The following is a 15480-nucleotide window of genomic DNA, read 5'->3' as shown; positions in this document are numbered from 1 at the left end:
CGCCTAGAAGGGCGGCGGAACGGAGAAGCCTTGCTGCACGCCGCTGTCCGGGTGGCGAAACCTCAGGCTTTCGGCATGCAGCATGAGGCGCGGATGATCGGCCGCGGTCCCTGTGGCATAAAGCGGGTCGCCCAGGATCGGGTGGCCCAGTTGCGCCATGTGGACCCGCAACTGGTGGCTGCGCCCGGTGATGGGCATCAGCCGCACCCGCGTTTCCGCATCATCGGCACGAATCACCCGCCAATCCGTCTGCGCGGGCCTGCCCTCGGCATGGTCGACCTTTTGCCGCGGGCGGTTGGGCCAGTCGACGATCAGGGGCAGATCGACGCGCCCTGTCTTCGGCTCCAACCGGCCTGCGAGGCGAGCGATATAGGCCTTCTTGGTCTGCCGTTCCTCGAACTGCTTGGACAAATGGCGCTGCGCATGGGGCGTCAGGGCAAAGACCATGACCCCGGATGTGTCCAGATCCAGCCGATGCACCAGCAGGACCGTCGGAAAGGCACCCCGGAGGCGCGCAATCAGGCAATCGGCCCGATCCTCGCCCCGCCCCGGCACCGACAAGAGGCCCGAAGGCTTGTCCACGACCAGCACCTCGTGATCGGCGTGGATCACGACAGGCGCGTCGGGCGGAGGCGCATAAACGAAATCGCTCATCGGGCAACGAGGCGGATGGCCAGTCCCGCGAACATGACGGCGGCGATCTTGTTGACCAGTCCGAGGCGCTTGCCGATGACCTGCCCGGCAACGCCGCCGACGATGCCGTAACCCATCGTGACCAGCGTGCCGGTCAGGGCGAAGATCAGCCCCAGCCCCAGGATCTGCTGCCAGACCGGGCCCCAGGCCGGGTTCGTGAACTGCGGCAGAAAGGCCAGCATGAACAGGACGGGCTTGGGGTTCAGGGCATTCGACAGAAAGCCGCGCCTGATGATGTTCCAAACCCGCACGCTGCCTCGCGCCGCAGGATCGACATCGCCCGAATGCCAGCTTTTCCACGCCAGCCACAAGAGATAGGCCGCGCCTGCATATTTGATCGCCCGCAGCGCCTCGGGATGGGCGGCAACCAGCGCGCCGAGGCCCACCGTGGCCAACGTGACATGCATCAGCACGCCCAGACCCACGCCGAACCCGGCCCAGGTGCCCGCGCGCGGACCGCCCTGGATGCCGCAAGCGCTGGCAAAGAACACGTCCTGTCCGGGAGCGAAATTCAGCACCAGCCCGCCCGCGACAAAAGCCGTCAACTGGCCCGCCGGAATGTTGGCCAGCGTGTCCCAGATCATTCAACAGCCTCTTGCGGCCATTGGGGCAGTCCGTCGGCGATGTCGTAATAGTCGCCCTTGTCGGCGACAAAGATATGTCCCTGCAATTGCAGCCCCTTCGGCTGATCCAGGGCGCCGGCCGCCACATCCACCTCGGACCCGTCGCGGGTCTTCCAGAACAGGGCGCTGCCGCATTCGGTGCAAAAGCCCCGCTCGGCCGCCTCGGACGACGCGAACCAGCGCACCGGCCCCTCGACCTGCAGATCCGCCACCCCGGCTGCCGCCCAGACATGGCCCGACCAACGGCGGCACTGGCCGCAATGGCAGGCGCGCAGCGCATCGGTCGTCTGCCGCCCGTGAAAGCGCACCGCGCCGCACAAGCAGTGCCCCGTCACGTCATGTCCCACCAAAGACCTCCTCCAGAATGGCCGAAAGGGCCGCTGCATCCTGCCCGTCAAAGGCATCGGGTCGGTTGCTGTCGATGTCCAGCACGCCGATCAGCCGTCCGCCCTTGCCGAAGACCGGCAGCACGATCTCGGACCGGGTGCTGCTGGAACAGGCGATGTGACCGGGAAAAGCCTCGACATCGGGGACAATCTGCACCTCGCCCGTCCGCGCCGCCGCTCCGCAAACGCCGCGCGAGAATGGAATGACCAGACAGCCGTGCCCCCCCTGATAGGGCCCGATCTTGAGAACCTCGGGGCCGGTCACGCGGTAGAAACCGGTCCAGTCGAACCGGTCGTCCGAATGATGCAGCTCGCAGGCCACGGTGGCCATCAGCGCGACCTCGTCGGTCTCGCCCTCACACAGGGCCCGGATGCGGGCCGTCAGATCATCATAATCGCTCATTTCGCTTTTCTACGCCTGCGACACGCGACAGGAAAGCCCGCCCCTGCCTTGCGCGCAAATATCCCCGGCCGCCCGACCTTGGTTCATGCCGTCGCCCATTGCCCCGGCCTGCAGAGAACGCCACTCTGCGCGCCATGACGCTTCGCAGCCGCCTTCTCCTGGTCATCCTGCTGACCCAGCTTCTGCTGATCGGTTCGCTGGCCTTGGGCAGTCTGGACCGGCTGAAGCGGGACATCGCGACGGAAACCCGCATGGGGGCGGAAACGGCGCGCAACCTAGCCCTGGCCACTCTGGGCACGATGCAGGGCGCGGTGCCCGCCGATCGGATCATGGCGCTGCTGCCCGAACGCCTGGCCGAACCGCGCCATGCCCGCATCGGCATCATGGACGCGCGGGATGGCACGTTGCGCCAGCCGCCCGGCCCGCCCGATCCTCCGGTTCGCGCTCCGGGCTGGTTCGCGGCGCTAGTGGCACCCGAGCCGCAGGAAACCCGGCTGCCGGTCGTGATCGAGGGCCGTCCGCGCGGCTATGTCCTGATCACCGGCGACCCTGCCGAGGAAATCTCGCGCGCTTGGCGCGACATGCGCGACCTGATGGCGCTGGCGCTGCTGACGGCGGGTCTGCAGGCGGCGCTGATGGCAGGGGCTGCCCGGCAGGCGCTGCGTCCGGTGGCAACCATTGCCGCACGCTTGTCCGATCTGGCGCGCGGAGAATACGACGCCCGCATCGGCCCTCTGCCCCAACCGGACCTGGCCCCTCTTGCGCGCCATGTGGACGACCTGACGCAAACGCTGGAACAGGCCCGGGCGGACCGCCGCCGTTTGCAGCACCAGATCGTCGCGCGCTCGGACGCCGAGCGGAAGGCCATCGCCCGCGACCTGCATGACGAGATGGGCCCCTGCCTGTTTGGCCTGCGGGTCGAGGCGGATGCCCTTCGCGAAGCTGCCCCAGATGCCGCCACGGCGCAGGCGGCCGACCAGATCGCCGCGATCGCCGAACAGATTGCCCGGGTGAACCGCGCGCTGCTGAACGACCTGCGGCCCATGGCGATCGGACAATTGCCAATGGCCACCGTGCTGGCCGATTACGTGGAGGATCTGAACCGCCGCTTTCCCGACATCGCTTTCCGGCTGGACATGGCCGCCGGACTGCCCGAACCCGACGAGGCGACGGCGTTGACCCTGTTCCGGATCCTGCAGGAAGGCACCACCAATGCCCTGCGCCATTCGGGGGCCGGCCTTGTGCAGATCCGGCTCTGGACCGACCCCGCGCATTGGCGCATGATCCTGGCCGATGACGGGCGGGGCATGGTTCCCGGCCGGGGCGAAGGCACCGGCCTGACGGGAATGCGGGAACGGATCACCCTGTTGGGAGGCACGCTGGAGTTGGCATCCGATGGGGGGGGAACGCGGCTGCAGGCGCTGCTGCCCCGGCTGGCGACAGACAGGAACAGGACGACGACGTGACGAAAACGGCCTTGGTGATCGACGACCACCCCATCACGCATCTGGGCGCGAGCCGCCTGCTGCGCGACCTGGGCTATGATCCGGTGGGACAGGCCATGTCCGGCGAGGAGGCGCTGGACCAGGTCGCCAAGGGGTCGGCCCCCGACCTGATCGTGCTGGACATCAGCCTGCCCGGCGCGGGCGGGCTGGATCTGGTGGTGCCCCTGCGCGCGGCCCTGCCATCGGCGCGCATCCTGATCTTCTCGATGAACGACCAGACGGGGTTTGCCGCACGCGCCCTGCAGGCGGGGGCACAGGGCTTTTTGTCCAAGAACGCACCGCCAGCGGATTTCCGCGAGGCCGTTCGAACCCTGGAGGCCGGTGACTTCTACCTTGCCCCCAAGCAGGCCCTCGCGCTGGCCACGTTGCGCGCAGGCGCGGCCGACGACCCGTTGGGGTCCTTGTCGGACCGGGAACGCCAGGTCCTGACCCTGATCGGCCAAGGCCACGGGCTTCAGGCCATCGCGGATCGGCTGGGCGTCAGCTACAAGACCGCCGCCAACACCTCGTCCACGCTCAAGAGGAAGCTGGGCGTCGACGGGATCAACGGCTTGATGAAATTCGCGCTGGACAGCGGCGTTTAACACAGGGGGCTTCCATGCTGGCATGGTTCTCGATGGATGAAAGTGCCGAACCGGGGCGTGCGGACCGGCTGATCGAGGATCTGGCCCGCGACCTGCAGACCCGCGGCCTGCGGGTGGCAGGCGCCGTGCAGCGCAACCACGACCTGGGGCCCGATTGCGCCTGCGACATGGACATGATCGTGCTGGGCGATGCCGGGGCACCCATCCGCATCTCGCAATCCTTGGGAACAGGTGCTTCGGGCTGCCGGCTGGACACCGGGGCGCTGGAAGAGGCGGTTGCCCGCACCGCGCCGCATCTTGCGGGGGCCGAATTGGTGGTGATCCCGAAATTCGGCAGGCAGGAGGCCATGGGGCGTGGTTTTCGCGAACTGATTGCCCAGGCGGCGGGGGCTGGCCTGCCTGTTGTCCTTTACGTGCCGCGTCAGCAGCGGGCGGCGTTCCAGGAGTTTGCGGGTGATCTGGCAACCGAAGTCGCGCCGCCCGATCTGGCCCGATGGTGCCTGGACCGATTCGCAACGGCGCGATGACCATGACGGATGTCGTGGATGCACGGGGAATGCTGTGCCCGCTGCCGGTGTTGCGGCTGCGCAAGGCGCTGATGGTCCTGCCTGAGGGCGCGATGCTGCGCCTGATTGCCACAGATCCCATGGCTGCGGTCGATGTGCCGCATTTCTGCGGGCAGGCGGGTCATGTCATGGTGGGCATGCGCAACCTGGAAGACGGCGCATTGGAATTCACCGTCCGCAGGGGGCCGTCCGCCTCCTCGGCTGCAAGCGGCCTGACCCCCGAGGATACCTGAGCACGAACGATGACCCTGCCCTTCCTCTCTGCCCGCAAGCGCTTGTCCGATCTGACCGAACGCGAGATCTTGGCGCTGGCCATTGCATCCGAGGAGGATGACGCCCGCATTTATCGCAGCTGGGCCGAGGTCCTGCGCAGCGATTATCCCGCCACTGCAGCCGTCTTTGACGGCATGAGTGCCGAGGAAGACAACCACCGGCGCCAGTTGCTGGAAGCATTCCGAACCCGCTTTGGCGAGGCGATCCCCGTGATCCGGCGCGAGCATGTGGCGGGCTATGTCACCCGCCGCCCCGTCTGGATGATGGGCACGATGTCGCTGGAGGCGATTCGCGCGGAAGCGGCCGGGATGGAGCGCGAGGCCGCCGATTTCTATGCCCGGGCCGCGCAGCTGTGCCAGAACACCGAAACGCGGGCGCTTCTGGGCGATCTGGCGGCAGCCGAACGCGGACATGAGAACCGCGCCGCCGAACTGACGGCCGAGCATCTGGACAGGAGCAGCCGCGACGAGGAGGACGCCGTCGCCCACCGCGCCTTTGTGCTGACATGGGTGCAGCCGGGACTGGCGGGGCTGATGGACGGCAGCGTTTCGACCTTGGCGCCGATCTTTGCGGTGGCCTTTGCGACCCAAGACCCCTGGACCACCTTTCTTGTCGGCCTTGCGGCCAGTCTAGGGGCGGGCATCAGCATGGGATTCACCGAGGCCGCCTCGGACGACGGGGTGGTGTCGGGGCGCGGCTCTCCGCTCAAGCGGGGGGTGGCGTCCGGTGTGATGACGGCAGTGGGCGGAATGGGCCATGCGCTGCCATACCTGATCCCGGATTTCTGGACGGCCACGACGCTGGCCATCATCGTGGTTTTTGTCGAGCTGTGGGCCATCGCCTGGATCCAGAACCGCTGGATGCAGACCCCTTTCTGGCGGGCCGTCTTGCAAGTGGTCGTCGGCGGTGGTCTGGTGCTGGCCGTGGGGGTGCTGATCGGGTCCGGCTGACGCGTCCCGGAAGGGACCCGAAAAGGGGGATGCGTGTCACAGCGAACGGCCGATGCTTGAGGTCTTTCTGAAGACCTTGCCCTTTTTCGGACTGATCGGCCTTGGCTGGATCGCCGCCGCCACGCGTTTTTTCCCACAGGAAGCGGCGGCTTGGCTGACGCGCTTTGTCTTCTATTTCGCCCTGTCCGCCATGTTGTTCCGTTTCGCGGCGGGTCTCGATCTGGCGGCGCTGTTCGACCTGCGCTTTGTTGCGGCCTATCTGGCAGGATCGTTGGCGATCTGGGCCTTGGGCATCGCTGTCGCGCGCGTGCGTCGCCTGCCCCTGCCCGAGGCCGCCATGGAGGCGCAGGGCTGCATGATAGGCAACACGGGCTTTTTGGGCGTTCCCATGCTGGTGGTCCTGATGGGAGAGCGGGCCGTCGGTCCTGTCCTGATGATCCTGACCATCGACATGATGGTGTTTTCCACCCTGATCACGCTGATCGTTCATGCCGCCCGGAACGGCGGTCTGCGCTTGACAACGCTGCTGCCGGTCCTGCGCGGGCTTCTGGCCAACCCGATGATCCTTTCAATGGCGGCAGGCTTGGCCTGGGCTTGGTTCAGTCTGCCGCTGCCCAGCCCGCTGGACGAATTCCTGACGATTTTGGGGGCCGCGGCCACGCCGGGCGCATTGTTCGCCATAGGAGCCAGCCTTGCGGGGCGGCGGCTGGCCCGGCTGGCGCCGTCGGTCTGGCTGGCCGGGGCCAAGCTGGTGCTGCATCCTTTGGCGGTGGGGCTGGCCGCCTGGATGCTGGAGGTCGATCCGATGGCGGCGGGCGTCATGATCGTCGCGTCGGGCCTGCCCGTGGCGGGCAACGTTTATATCCTGGCACAGCATTTCGGGATTGCCCAACAACGGGTTTCAACCGCGATCCTGATCTCCACCGCCATCAGCATCCTGACCATTCCAGCCCTGATGGTCATGATCGCGCCCTGAGGCGCCCCCTGCCTCAACGAAGGAAATACAGCACGACCGTTCCCAGCCCGCCAATTGCGACAAACCCCAGCAGCGTGAAGACCCCGTCCCGCGCCAGCATGCCAAAGGCAAACAGGCTGACCACAACCCCCATCAGGGACGAGGTAAAGGGCACGATCTCCAGAAAGGGCATGACCAGGCCGCAGATCAGGCAGATCAGTTGCGTCACCCACAACATGGGCCGGCGCACCAGCCAGCTCAGTCTTTCACGGGTGATGCGGTCCAGGAAACGGGCCGGACGCTTCATCCAGTCGGTGCCCTTGCACAGTCTGGCGGTCGAAACCTCTCTGCGCCTGACAAAGCCGGGCAGCCAGGCATGCTCCCGGCCGATCAGCATCTGTGCCGAGATCAGCGCGATCATGATCCCGCAGACCGAGGAAAACAGCGGGACGCCCGACAATGGGGACACTACTGCCAGCGCCGGGATCATCAGGTTCGGGGGCAGCGAATCGCGGCCCAAGGCCTCGGCGATCTGGCCGACCTTTGTTTTCTCTCCGCCGGCTGCGCCCTGGACGCGGTCGATCAGGGCGCTGATACTGGTGTCGTCGCTCATCGACCTCTCCTGCCCGATGCGACTGGGGCAACGCGCGCAAGGGCCGGATGGTTCGTCAGCCGCGCCGCGCCAGTGTCAGCGCCCGGTCCAGCGCCTGCAGGAACCGTGCGCGGTCCGCCTTGCCGAACGAGGCACCGCCGCCCTGCAGGAACGGATCGGCCGCCCGCAGGTCTGCCATCAGGTCGCGCACGGCCAGACGCGACCCGATATTGGCTTCGGACAAAACTTCGCCGTCATGGCGCAGGACCTGCGCGCCGGCCTTGAGGCAGCGGTCGGCCAAGGGCAGGTCGCCCGTCACCACCACGTCACCCGGGCCACAGTGATCCGCGATCCACATGTCGGCCGCGTCCGGCCCCTCGGGGACGATCTGCAGGCGGACCAGCGGATGCGTGGGCATCCGCAGCCCGCCGTTGCAGACCAGCACCATCGGCACACCAAGGCGCACCGCCACCCGCTCGGCCTCGGCCTTCACGGGGCAGGCATCCGCATCGATGTAAAGGGTGGTCATCAGTCGCGCAGCAGTTCGTTGACAGAGGTCTTGGAGCGCGTCTGCGCGTCCACGCGCTTGACGATCACCGCGCAATACAGGTTCACGCCGTTCTTCGAGGGCATCGTTCCTGACACCACGACCGAGCCTGCAGGCACTTCGCCATAGCTGACATTGCCGGTCTCGCGGTCGACGATCTTGGTGGACTGACCGATATAGACGCCCATTCCCAGAACCGAACCTTCACGCACGATGCAGCCTTCGACGACCTCGGACCGGGCGCCGATGAAGCAGTCGTCCTCGATGATGGTGGGACCGGCCTGCAGCGGCTCCAGCACGCCGCCGATGCCGACGCCGCCCGACAGGTGGACATTCTTGCCGATCTGCGCGCAGCTGCCGACCGTGGCCCAGGTGTCCACCATCGTGCCCTCGCCCACATGGGCACCCAGGTTCACGAAGGACGGCATCAGCACGGCGTTCCGCCCGATGAATGCGGATCGCCGCACGATCGCGCCCGGCACGGCACGAAAGCCCGCGTCACGCCACTGGTTCGCACCCCAGCCGTGGAACTTGGACGGGACCTTGTCCCACCAGTTCGACCCCTGCGGCCCTCCCGACATTTCCTCCATGTCGTTCAGGCGGAACGACAACAGCACGGCCTTTTTCGCCCACTGGTTCACGTGCCAGTCCGCGTCGCGCTTTTCGGCCACGCGAAGGGCGCCGCTGTCCAGCTGCCGCAGCGTTTCCTCGACCGCTTCACGGGTTTCACCCTGGGTGGCGCTGGTGATGTCGGCGCGGTTCTCCCACGCGGCTTCGATGGCGGTTTCCAGGGCTTGGGTCATGGCGGCCTCTCCTCGGGCGGGGGTGGGTGGAAAATCTCTGTTCCGGGCTATATGCGTCAGGGAAAGCCCGCGCAATCCGCGCAAGGGCGCTTATGAGGCTTCGATGAACGACGACCTGCCCGAAGAGGACCGCGTCCACACCCTGCCCGACAGCGAGGAGGACGTGGCCCGCGCGGACCATGTTCCCGATACGCCCCAGACCCGTGCACCCTCCTATCGCCTGGCCTTCACCGACCGCGAGTTCCTGCTGCGCGAAGAACTGCGCTCCGTCCGGCTGCAGCTGGAATTGCTGAAGCCGCAGATGATCATGGACGAATACGGCATCGAATCGACGGTGGTGATGTTCGGCGGCGCCCGTATTCCCTCGCCCGACGGGACCCGGACGGCACGCACGACTGCCCTTGCCGAACTGTCGCAGTATTACGAGCAGGCGCGCCTTTTCGCCCACAGGATGACCGAGCGCAGCCTCGCGGCAAAGGGACGGGAGTTCGTGATCTGCACCGGCGGCGGACCCGGCGTCATGGAGGCCGGCAACAAGGGCGCGGCCGAGGCGGGCGGCGTGTCCATCGGTCTGGGGATCGTGCTGCCGTTCGAGCAGGCGCCGAATGCCTATGTGACACCGGACCTTTGCTTCAACTTCCATTATTTCGCTGTCCGCAAGATGCATTTCCTGATGCGCGCCCGCGCCGTCACCGTCTTTCCCGGCGGATTCGGCACCCTGGACGAATTGTTCGAAACGCTGACGCTGATCCAGACGGGCCGCATGGCGCGCATCCCGATCCTGCTGTTCGGCGCCGCCTTCTGGGACGGCATCATCAACTGGCAGGCCTTGGCGGATGCGGGCACGATCAGCCAGAGCGACCTGGAACTGATCCGCTATGTCGAGACCGCCGACGAGGCCGTCGCGATCATCGACAACTGGCCTGCCCCTTAAACGGGTCGGGCTGCAGGGGCGCGGCGCATCAGCATCAGCAGGACGCCCGCCCCCACCAGCAGCCCGGCCAGCAGAAAGCCCTGCGGAAGCGGTTCGGCGAACAGCCACAAGGCACCGCCCGCCCCGGTGACGGCCGCCACAGGCCCCAGCAGCGACAGCGTGACCGGGCCGCCCCGGCGCTGCAGCTGGAAAAAGGCGATGTACTGGATCACGAAGACGGCCACATCGACACCCACCAGCGAGCGCAGGTCCGCGCGGTGCCACAGGATGGCGGCACCCGGATCCACCATCAGGGCCAGCGGCACGCAGGCCAGCCCTGCCATCAGCAGCGTCAGCGCCGACAGGGTCAGCGGCCGCCCGCCCGCAGGCCAATAGCGGCTGCGATAGATGTTGCCCACGGCAATGACCACCGGCATCGCCGTCGCCGCGACCAGCCAGGTTGTCCCCTCGGCCGGCAGGTCCGTCAGCTTGGACAGCGCCAGAATCACGCCCCCGGACAGACCCAAGGCCACTGCCAACGAGCGACGGGGATCGGCACGCTCCAGTCCCAGCAGGCGAGCCATCCCCCATGTCAGAAGGATCGGAAAGGCAAAGGTCAGCGCGATATAGCCTGCGCCCACATGCGCAACGGCCAGATAGCCAAGCGCGGTGGGACCGGCCAGCAGCACACCCGCCCCCGCCGCATAGCGCAGCATCCGCCCTGCGCCACGCAACTGTCCCAGCAGCGCCGCCAGCACCAGCTGCACCGCCCCTCCACCAGCCAAAACGACAGACAGGAACCAGATCATCGGCGCCCCGGCATCCGACGCCATGCGAGAGATCAGGATCGTCACCGCCAGCGCGGCCCCGGCCGTCACCAGACATCCCAGGATCACCAGCCGGCCCTGCATCTCGGTCATTGTCGTATCCTTGCTTCGGATGCTAGTATCTTGCCGAAAACAATCTTGATGGCAAGACATGTCTGACCCTGATCGTGCTGCCCGTGCGGCACAAGCCTGGCGCCGAGAGCGCCCTGACCTAGACGTCGAGGCGATGGAGATCATCGGCCGGCTGAACGAACTGTCGGCCCTGCTGACTCGCGACCTGCAGCCTGTCTTCGAGCGGTTCAATCTGCAGGGAGGCGAGTTCGACGTTCTGGCGACCCTGCGCCGGGCGGGGACGCCCTTTCGCCTGACACCTACGGCACTCTATGAGGCGACGATGCTCAGTTCCGGTGGCATGACGGCGCGACTGGATCGACTGGAACGACGGGACCTGATCCGCCGCCTGCCCAACCCCGAGGACCGGCGCGGCACGCTGGTCGAACTGACGCCCGCCGGTCTTGCACTTGTCGAGAACGCCATCGGGCCGCATGCCGAAAACGAGACCCGCCTGCTGGCGGGCCTGCCGCCGCAGGATCGTGCGGTGCTGAATGTGCTTCTGTCAAAGCTGCGGGAAGCGCTGCCTTAAAGGAACCGGCCTGGATCAGCCGGCCTCGGCCTCGATCTGGGCACGAGATTTGCGCCCGCGCTCCGTCGCCGATTTCAGCTGGCCGCAGGCCGCCATGATATCCTCTCCGCGCGGCGTGCGGATCGGGCTGGCATAACCGGCGTTGTGGATGATGTCGGCAAAGGCATGGATGCGGTTGTTGCTGGACCGCTTGTAGGGCGCACCAGGCCATTCGTTGAACGGGATCAGGTTGATCTTGGCAGGAATGCCCTCGATCAGCCGCACCAGGCGGTGGGCATCCTCGTCGCTGTCATTGACGCCTGCCAACATCACGTATTCGAAGGTGATCCGTTCGCTGTTGGTCAGGCGCGGGTATTCGCGCAGCGTGCCCAGCAGCGTCTCGATGTTCCAGCGCTTGTTGATGGGCACAAGACGGTCGCGCACCTCGTCGGTCGTGGCGTGGAAACTGACGGCCAGAAGGCAGCCGATTTCCCGCGCCGTGCGGGCGATCTCGGGGACGACGCCGCTGGTCGACAGGGTGATGCGGCGGCGGGACAAGGACAGGCCCTCGTTGTCCATCACCACCTTCATCGCGTCGCGCACGTTCTCGAAGTTGTAGAGCGGCTCGCCCATGCCCATCAGCACGACATTGCTGATCAGCCGCGTCTCGTCCTTGGGGGCGCCCTGCACGGGCCATTCGCCCAGATCGTCACGCGCGACCAGCAACTGGCCCACGATTTCGCCGGCAGTCAGGTTGCGCACCAGCTTTTGCGTGCCGGTATGGCAGAACGAACAGGTCAGTGTGCAGCCGACCTGACTGGAAACACAGAGCGTGCCACGGCCTTCCTCGGGGATATAGACAGCCTCGACTTCATGGCCGCCGGCGATCTTCAGCAGGTATTTCCGCGTGCCGTCGGCGCTGACCTGACGGGTCACGATTTCGGGCAGGGCAATCTCGAACCGCTCGGCCAAGAGGGCACGATAGTCCTTGGCAAGGTTCGTCATCTGCGCAAAGTCGCGCACGCCCCAGTGATAAACCCACTGCCAGACCTGGCCCAGGCGCATCTTGGCCTGCCGCTCGGGTGTTCCCGCCTCGACCAAGGCGGCCAGCAACTGTTCACGCGTCAGGCCCACGATGTTCACCCGCCCCCCTTCCGGCATCTTGCGCGGAATGGTCAGGACGTCCTGCGTGATCGGGGCCGCGCCTGCGGCCTGCGGAATAAGGATGGTCATGAACCTGTCCCGGATTGGCGTGAAAGACCTGCAGATAAGCGAAACGGGGCTGGAAATCAACCAGCCCCGCTTCTTTCAACATGGCAGATGTTCCGGAATGTCCGGATGGAGGGGGCAATGGCCCCATCCCGGCTTATTCGCAGCGCGACCTTGCGCTGTTGGTGGCCGCGGTAATGCCTGACAGGCTGAACGTGTCCTTGGTGGTCGTGCCGCGCGCCGAGCGCCCGGTCACGACAGCCGAGGAACCGGCCCGCAGGGCGGTGACCAAGGCCTGGTCGTCCGACGGACTGCCGGTCCAGGCGCTTTCACCTTCGGTGAACAGGTTGAACTTGCGCCCGCCCACATCGACCTCGACCGTGGAGTCGGGTGCAAAGGGATAGCCGCCGGTGAACGACACCTCGCCGTTCTGTCCGGGACGATAGGCGACATAAAGGCGGATATCGCCGCGCGCCACTTCGGTCGGCTGACCGTCGCGGGTGTTGATGGTCGATCGCGGAGGCGACACGGCCCAGCATTCGCGCGGATTGTCCGCCGCAAACACCGTCCAGTCCCCTTCGGTCGCCACGACATTGCTCGATTCTTGCGCGACCGCCGTACCCAGTCCGGCGATCAGGACAAGGCTGGCGCCAATGCCGCGCAGCGTGGTGGTAATCATACTCTGGCCTCCGTTTCGCCGCTTTGCCCGGCGTTGTCCCTGATTGCTGTGGTCTTTTCAACCATCTGCCGTCAGGATAGCGAAAATCGCCGCCCGAGAAAGGCTGCGCAAGCACAATCGCGCAATTGTCAGGGAGAATTTCCGATGCGTCCTGCCGAGATGATCGAATTGTGGCGCGGTGACATGCGGGAAAGCCTGCATTCCGGCCACGCGGTCATTTGTGACGCTTCGGGCGTGGTCGAGGCCTGGGGTCAGCCGTCGCAGATCATCTTTCCCCGGTCGTCGTGCAAGATGATCCAGGCGCTGCCCTTGGTGGAAAGCGGCGCGGCCGATGCCGCGGGCCTGACGGACCGCCAGCTGGCCCTCGCCTGCGCCAGCCATTCCGGGGCCGCGATGCATGTGCAGGCCGTGGGGGACTGGCTGTCGGGACTGGATCTGGCCGAAAGCGACCTGCGCTGCGGCAGCCACATGCCGCAGGACCGGGACGAAAACCGCCGCCTCACCTGTTCGGACGAAATGCCCTGCCAGTTGCACAACAACTGTTCTGGCAAGCATGCGGGTTTTCTGACCCTGAACCGGCACCTGCGGGGTGGGCCCGATTATGTGGATCCCGGGCATCGTGTCCAGCAGGCCTGCAAGGCCGCTCTCGAGGAGGTCACGGGTGAAACCAGCCCCGGCTTTGGCATCGACGGGTGCTCGGCCCCAAACTGGGCCTGCTCGCTGGAAGGGCTGGCGATGGCGATGGCGCGCTTTGCCAACCCCGCGGGCGACCGCCGCGGGCAGGCCATGCGGCGGCTGGTCGACGCGATGCGCAGTTATCCCGAAATGGTTGCGGGCGAAGGGCGCTCCTGCACCGAACTGATGCGCAGCCTTGATGGCACGATCGCGGTCAAGACCGGGGCCGAGGCCGTCTTCGTGGCCATCCTGCCCGAACAGGGCCTGGGCATCGCGCTCAAGATCACGGATGGCGCCACGCGCGCCAGCGAAGCCGCGATTGTCGCGCTGCTGATCCATCTGGGCGTTCTGGACCGCGCGTCACCCGTGGCGCAACGGCTGCTGGACGGTCCGATCCGGAACTGGCGCGGCATGGTCACGGGCCGGATGCGCAGCGCACCCGGCTTTCCGGGCTAACGGCCGCAAATCGTCACGAAAGCGACGCAGTTTCCTGCCTATCATGGGGCGTGGGTTGTCCCCCATCCCTGCACCGCCCTCGGGCCGGCGCCCCTTGGCAGAGGTGGCGCCGGCAGCGTCAGTGTCAGATCATTTGCCAGATCAGACGCAGCGCCAGCACGGTCGAGGTGACAACCAGCAAGGGCTTGATCAGCCGCGCCCCGATGCGCGATGCCAACCGGGCGCCCAGCATGGCGCCTCCGATCTGGGCCGCCCCCATGCAGATACCCAACAGCCACAACGGCTGACCAACCAGCGCAAAGGCACCCAACCCGCCCAGATTCGAGGCAAAGTTCAACAGCTTGGTATGCGCCGTCGCCTTCAGCACGCCATACCCGGCCAGCGTGACAAAGCCGATCATGTAGAACGCCCCTGCCCCGGGCCCGATCAATCCATCATAAAAGCCGACAAAGGGCACGACGCTCAGTGCAAAGACGGCGGGTGTCAGACGCTGTGTCCGGTCCAGGTCGTCGAGGCCGGGCTTGAACGCGAAGAATAGCGCGATGCCGATCAGGATGACCGGCAGGATCAGACGCAACCCGTCCGTCGGAACGGCACTGACCAGCAGGGCGCCCCCTGCCCCCGCGGCCCCGGCCAGCAGCGCCGATTTCCATTGCCGCCGCAGGTCGACCAGCCCCCGCGCCGCATAGCTGAGTGCCGCCGTGCCTGCGCCGAACACGCCTTGCACCTTGTTTGTGGCCAAGGCCTGCGCCGGAGGAATGCCTGCCAGCATCAGCACCGGCAGGGTGATCAGCCCGCCCCCGCCCGCGATGGCATCGACAAAACCCGCCGCAAAGGCCGCCGCGATCAGCATCAGAAACAGGTCAAGGGTCAGATCCAGCATCGTATCGCTCCTGGGGGCAGGGACAGTGAGGGACTTGGTTTTTTCGCTGCCCCCGCAAAGCGTCGGGCGGGCCCGGCCGGATGGGAGATCAGGCCGGCACGAAGTCTTGTGCGGAATAGCCCTGCAGGTACAGCAAGGCTGTTAGGTCGCCATGATTGATGCGGATCTGCGCCTGCGCGGCAACAACAGGCTTGGCATGCAGCGCCACGCCGGCACCGGCCAGCTGGATCATGCCCAGATCGTTCGCCCCGTCGCCCACTGCGATGGCATTTCGCGCCGTTGTTCCCAGTCGTGCGGCGATCTCCTGCAGGGCATCGACCTTGGCCTCGCGGCCCA

General features: G+C 66.5%; 21 protein-coding genes. 9 read left to right on the top strand and 12 right to left on the bottom strand.

All coding sequences use genetic code 11. From position 1 onward, the window contains the following. Positions 1–3: 3 nt before the first annotated feature. The 4 genes from ACLHHB_RS02625 to ACLHHB_RS02610 are packed head-to-tail and all read right to left on the bottom strand — an operon-like array spanning position 4 to position 2105. Positions 4–654 (bottom strand): pseudouridine synthase, encoded by a 651-nt coding sequence (locus tag ACLHHB_RS02625; RefSeq protein WP_410216729.1) that lies wholly within the window; start codon positions 652–654, stop codon positions 4–6. Further along, positions 651–1277, bottom strand: a complete 627-nt coding sequence (locus ACLHHB_RS02620; RefSeq protein ID WP_410216728.1) for a LysE family translocator — start codon at positions 1275–1277, stop codon at positions 651–653. The genes ACLHHB_RS02625 and ACLHHB_RS02620 overlap by 4 nt, the downstream gene beginning before the upstream one ends. Beyond that, positions 1274–1702 carry a GFA family protein gene (locus tag ACLHHB_RS02615; protein ID WP_410216727.1) on the bottom strand — a complete coding sequence of 143 codons (429 nt, stop codon included), beginning with the start codon at positions 1700–1702 and terminating at the stop codon, positions 1274–1276. The genes ACLHHB_RS02620 and ACLHHB_RS02615 overlap by 4 nt, the downstream gene beginning before the upstream one ends. Continuing rightward, positions 1653–2105 (bottom strand): GAF domain-containing protein, encoded by a 453-nt coding sequence (locus ACLHHB_RS02610; protein ID WP_410216726.1) that lies wholly within the window; start codon positions 2103–2105, stop codon positions 1653–1655. Before ACLHHB_RS02610 ends, ACLHHB_RS02615 begins: the two co-directional genes overlap by 50 nt. A gap of 134 nt (positions 2106–2239) precedes the next feature. On the opposite strand from ACLHHB_RS02610, the gene ACLHHB_RS02605 reads away from it, so the two are divergent. The 6 genes from ACLHHB_RS02605 to ACLHHB_RS02580 are packed head-to-tail and all read left to right on the top strand — an operon-like array spanning position 2240 to position 6959. After that, positions 2240–3571 (top strand): histidine kinase, encoded by a 1332-nt coding sequence (locus ACLHHB_RS02605; protein WP_410216725.1) that lies wholly within the window; start codon positions 2240–2242, stop codon positions 3569–3571. Beyond that, positions 3568–4194, top strand: a complete 627-nt coding sequence (locus ACLHHB_RS02600; RefSeq protein ID WP_410216724.1) for a response regulator — start codon at positions 3568–3570, stop codon at positions 4192–4194. Before ACLHHB_RS02605 ends, ACLHHB_RS02600 begins: the two co-directional genes overlap by 4 nt. A gap of 14 nt (positions 4195–4208) precedes the next feature. Further along, positions 4209–4721 carry a DUF2478 domain-containing protein gene (locus ACLHHB_RS02595; RefSeq protein ID WP_410216723.1) on the top strand — a complete coding sequence of 171 codons (513 nt, stop codon included), beginning with the start codon at positions 4209–4211 and terminating at the stop codon, positions 4719–4721. After that, entirely contained in the window at positions 4718–4993 is a 276-nt protein-coding gene (locus ACLHHB_RS02590; RefSeq protein WP_410216722.1) for a sulfurtransferase TusA family protein, read from the top strand. The genes ACLHHB_RS02595 and ACLHHB_RS02590 overlap by 4 nt, the downstream gene beginning before the upstream one ends. A gap of 9 nt (positions 4994–5002) precedes the next feature. Then, positions 5003–5983: an iron exporter MbfA gene (mbfA, locus tag ACLHHB_RS02585; RefSeq protein ID WP_410216721.1), complete on the top strand. Its 981-nt coding sequence runs from the start codon at positions 5003–5005 to the stop codon at positions 5981–5983. A gap of 52 nt (positions 5984–6035) precedes the next feature. Further along, positions 6036–6959 (top strand): AEC family transporter, encoded by a 924-nt coding sequence (locus ACLHHB_RS02580; protein ID WP_410216720.1) that lies wholly within the window; start codon positions 6036–6038, stop codon positions 6957–6959. Positions 6960–6972: 13 nt separating this feature from the next. Here the strand turns inward: ACLHHB_RS02580 and ACLHHB_RS02575 are convergent, their stop codons facing one another. The 3 genes from ACLHHB_RS02575 to dapD are packed head-to-tail and all read right to left on the bottom strand — an operon-like array spanning position 6973 to position 8880. Further along, positions 6973–7551: an exopolysaccharide biosynthesis protein gene (locus ACLHHB_RS02575; protein WP_410216719.1), complete on the bottom strand. Its 579-nt coding sequence runs from the start codon at positions 7549–7551 to the stop codon at positions 6973–6975. Between the two features lie 55 nt (positions 7552–7606). Then, positions 7607–8059 carry a YaiI/YqxD family protein gene (locus tag ACLHHB_RS02570; RefSeq protein ID WP_410216718.1) on the bottom strand — a complete coding sequence of 151 codons (453 nt, stop codon included), beginning with the start codon at positions 8057–8059 and terminating at the stop codon, positions 7607–7609. Further along, positions 8059–8880, bottom strand: a complete 822-nt coding sequence (gene dapD / locus ACLHHB_RS02565; protein WP_410216717.1) for a 2,3,4,5-tetrahydropyridine-2,6-dicarboxylate N-succinyltransferase — start codon at positions 8878–8880, stop codon at positions 8059–8061. Before dapD ends, ACLHHB_RS02570 begins: the two co-directional genes overlap by 1 nt. Before the next feature lie 103 nt (positions 8881–8983). Between dapD and ACLHHB_RS02560 the strand changes: the two genes are divergently transcribed. Next, a complete protein-coding gene (locus tag ACLHHB_RS02560) occupies positions 8984–9814 on the top strand; it encodes a TIGR00730 family Rossman fold protein (RefSeq protein WP_410216716.1) in 831 nt (276 codons plus the stop codon). Here the strand turns inward: ACLHHB_RS02560 and ACLHHB_RS02555 are convergent. Beyond that, positions 9811–10713: a hypothetical protein gene (locus ACLHHB_RS02555; RefSeq protein ID WP_410216715.1), complete on the bottom strand. Its 903-nt coding sequence runs from the start codon at positions 10711–10713 to the stop codon at positions 9811–9813. The two genes, ACLHHB_RS02560 and ACLHHB_RS02555, sit on opposite strands and share 4 nt — an antisense overlap. A gap of 58 nt (positions 10714–10771) precedes the next feature. Between ACLHHB_RS02555 and ACLHHB_RS02550 the strand changes: the two genes are divergently transcribed. Beyond that, positions 10772–11263, top strand: a complete 492-nt coding sequence (locus tag ACLHHB_RS02550; RefSeq protein WP_410216714.1) for a MarR family winged helix-turn-helix transcriptional regulator — start codon at positions 10772–10774, stop codon at positions 11261–11263. 15 nt (positions 11264–11278) lie between these two features. On the opposite strand, the gene rlmN is transcribed toward ACLHHB_RS02550, so the two are convergent. Both rlmN and ACLHHB_RS02540 read right to left on the bottom strand, forming a co-directional pair. Next, positions 11279–12475, bottom strand: coding sequence for a 23S rRNA (adenine(2503)-C(2))-methyltransferase RlmN (rlmN, locus tag ACLHHB_RS02545; RefSeq protein ID WP_410216713.1), 1197 nt, complete (start codon positions 12473–12475; stop codon positions 11279–11281). 133 nt (positions 12476–12608) lie between these two features. After that, the gene (locus ACLHHB_RS02540; protein WP_410216712.1) at positions 12609–13130 is read right to left on the bottom strand and encodes an invasion associated locus B family protein; all 522 of its coding nucleotides are present in this window, start codon (positions 13128–13130) and stop codon (positions 12609–12611) included. 144 nt (positions 13131–13274) lie between these two features. On the opposite strand from ACLHHB_RS02540, the gene ACLHHB_RS02535 reads away from it, so the two are divergent. After that, a complete protein-coding gene (locus tag ACLHHB_RS02535; RefSeq protein WP_410216711.1) occupies positions 13275–14261 on the top strand; it encodes an asparaginase in 987 nt (328 codons plus the stop codon). A gap of 124 nt (positions 14262–14385) precedes the next feature. On the opposite strand, the gene ACLHHB_RS02530 is transcribed toward ACLHHB_RS02535, so the two are convergent. After that, positions 14386–15144, bottom strand: coding sequence for a TSUP family transporter (locus ACLHHB_RS02530; RefSeq protein ID WP_410216710.1), 759 nt, complete (start codon positions 15142–15144; stop codon positions 14386–14388). An 88-nt stretch (positions 15145–15232) separates the two neighbouring features. Then, positions 15233–15480 (bottom strand): HAD hydrolase family protein (locus ACLHHB_RS02525; RefSeq protein WP_410216709.1); only part of this gene is annotated, 248 nt, incomplete at its 5' end.

Origin of the sequence: Paracoccus sp. (in: a-proteobacteria), from assembly GCF_046462195.1 — a bacterium.
Lineage (GTDB): Bacteria > Pseudomonadota > Alphaproteobacteria > Rhodobacterales > Rhodobacteraceae > Paracoccus.
Note: the sequence above shows the minus strand (reverse complement) of the source record. Positions and strands in the feature narration are given on the sequence as shown.

Coding starts and splice junctions, on each gene's coding strand:
- ACLHHB_RS02605 (WP_410216725.1), top strand. CDS start 2,240: ATGACGCTTCGCAGCCGCCTTCTCCTGGTCATCCTGCTGACCCAGCTT.
- mbfA (WP_410216721.1), top strand. CDS start 5,003: ATGACCCTGCCCTTCCTCTCTGCCCGCAAGCGCTTGTCCGATCTGACC.
- dapD (WP_410216717.1), bottom strand. CDS start 8,880: ATGACCCAAGCCCTGGAAACCGCCATCGAAGCCGCGTGGGAGAACCGC.
- ACLHHB_RS02540 (WP_410216712.1), bottom strand. CDS start 13,130: ATGATTACCACCACGCTGCGCGGCATTGGCGCCAGCCTTGTCCTGATC.
- ACLHHB_RS02595 (WP_410216723.1), top strand. CDS start 4,209: ATGCTGGCATGGTTCTCGATGGATGAAAGTGCCGAACCGGGGCGTGCG.
- ACLHHB_RS02575 (WP_410216719.1), bottom strand. CDS start 7,551: ATGAGCGACGACACCAGTATCAGCGCCCTGATCGACCGCGTCCAGGGC.
- ACLHHB_RS02570 (WP_410216718.1), bottom strand. CDS start 8,059: ATGACCACCCTTTACATCGATGCGGATGCCTGCCCCGTGAAGGCCGAG.
- ACLHHB_RS02625 (WP_410216729.1), bottom strand. CDS start 654: ATGAGCGATTTCGTTTATGCGCCTCCGCCCGACGCGCCTGTCGTGATC.
- ACLHHB_RS02560 (WP_410216716.1), top strand. CDS start 8,984: ATGAACGACGACCTGCCCGAAGAGGACCGCGTCCACACCCTGCCCGAC.
- ACLHHB_RS02535 (WP_410216711.1), top strand. CDS start 13,275: ATGCGTCCTGCCGAGATGATCGAATTGTGGCGCGGTGACATGCGGGAA.
- ACLHHB_RS02620 (WP_410216728.1), bottom strand. CDS start 1,277: ATGATCTGGGACACGCTGGCCAACATTCCGGCGGGCCAGTTGACGGCT.
- ACLHHB_RS02610 (WP_410216726.1), bottom strand. CDS start 2,105: ATGAGCGATTATGATGATCTGACGGCCCGCATCCGGGCCCTGTGTGAG.
- ACLHHB_RS02615 (WP_410216727.1), bottom strand. CDS start 1,702: ATGCAGCGGCCCTTTCGGCCATTCTGGAGGAGGTCTTTGGTGGGACAT.
- ACLHHB_RS02530 (WP_410216710.1), bottom strand. CDS start 15,144: ATGCTGGATCTGACCCTTGACCTGTTTCTGATGCTGATCGCGGCGGCC.
- ACLHHB_RS02555 (WP_410216715.1), bottom strand. CDS start 10,713: ATGACCGAGATGCAGGGCCGGCTGGTGATCCTGGGATGTCTGGTGACG.
- rlmN (WP_410216713.1), bottom strand. CDS start 12,475: ATGACCATCCTTATTCCGCAGGCCGCAGGCGCGGCCCCGATCACGCAG.
- ACLHHB_RS02580 (WP_410216720.1), top strand. CDS start 6,036: ATGCTTGAGGTCTTTCTGAAGACCTTGCCCTTTTTCGGACTGATCGGC.
- ACLHHB_RS02550 (WP_410216714.1), top strand. CDS start 10,772: ATGTCTGACCCTGATCGTGCTGCCCGTGCGGCACAAGCCTGGCGCCGA.
- ACLHHB_RS02590 (WP_410216722.1), top strand. CDS start 4,718: ATGACCATGACGGATGTCGTGGATGCACGGGGAATGCTGTGCCCGCTG.